1 pseudogene is annotated in these 1,163 nt (G+C 71.0%); it reads left to right on the forward strand.

Features of this window, described 5'->3' with window-relative positions:
- Positions 1-1,163: pseudogene (locus LCI23_RS20440) on the forward strand (hypothetical protein); the annotation flags it as partial.

The following is a 1,163-nucleotide window of genomic DNA, read 5'->3' on the forward strand; positions in this document are numbered from 1 at the left end:
ATGCCGCCGGCTGGGAATACCGCACCAGCAGCAGTGGCAGCTGGACCGCGGGCAGCGGCAGCAGCTTCACGCTGGCGCCCGGCAGCTATGCCGCCGGACAGGTGCAGGTGCGCCAGACCGACCTGGCCGGCAACACCAGCGTGGCCGCCAGCAACGGCGCCACGATCAGCATCGACCAGTCGGTCGCCGCGCCTTCCCTGGCGCTGGCCAATGACACCGGATCCAGCGCCAGCGATGGCCTGAGCAGCGACGGCACCGTGAATGTCAGCCTGGCCCTTGATGTCGCCAGCTGGGAATACCGCACCAGCAGCAGTGGCAGCTGGACCGCGGGCTCGGGCAGCAGCTTCGTGCTGGCGCCGGGCAGCTACGCCACCGGCGACATCCAGGTGCGCCAGACCGACCTGGCCGGCAATGTCAGCGCGGCGGGTGCGAACGCTTCCGCCCTGGCGATCCTGACGGCGCCAGCAGCCCCCGGTGTGGCGCTCGCCAGCGATACCGGCGCCAGCGCCACCGATGGCGTGAGCGCGCTCGGCACGGTGAATGTCACGCTTGCCCCTGGCGCAAGCTGGGAATACCGGACCAGCAGCGACGGCGCCTGGACCGCGGGCAGCGGCAGCAGCTTCACGCTGGCGCCGGGCAGCTACGCCGCCGGCGAGATCCAGGTGCGCCAGACCGACCTGGCCGGCAACACCAGCGTAGCAGCCAGCAACGGCGCCACGGTCAGCATCGACCAGTCGGTCGATGCGCCTTCGCTGGTGCTGGCCAGCGACACCGGTTCCAGCGCCAGCGATGGCCTGAGCAGCGACGGCACGGTGAACGTCGCCTTGGCGCTTGACGCCGCCGGCTGGGAATACCGCACCAGCAGCAATGGCAGCTGGACCACGGGCAGCGGCAGCAGCTTCACGCTGGCGCCCGGCAGCTATGCCGCCGGACAGGTGCAGGTGCGCCAGACCGACCTGGCCGGCAACACCAGCGCGGCCGCCATCAACGGCGCCACGATCAGCATCGACCAGTCGGTCGCCGCGCCTTCGCTGGCGCTGGCCAATGACACCGGATCCAGCGCCAGCGATGGCCTGAGCAGCGACGGCACGGTGACTGTCAGCCTGGCTCCCGATGCCGCCGGCTGGGAATACCGGACCAGCAGCAATGGCAGCTGGACCGCG

The organism is Massilia sp. MS-15, assembly GCF_020176695.1.
GTDB classification, from domain to species: Bacteria; Pseudomonadota; Gammaproteobacteria; order Burkholderiales; family Burkholderiaceae_D; genus Telluria; species Telluria hydrophila.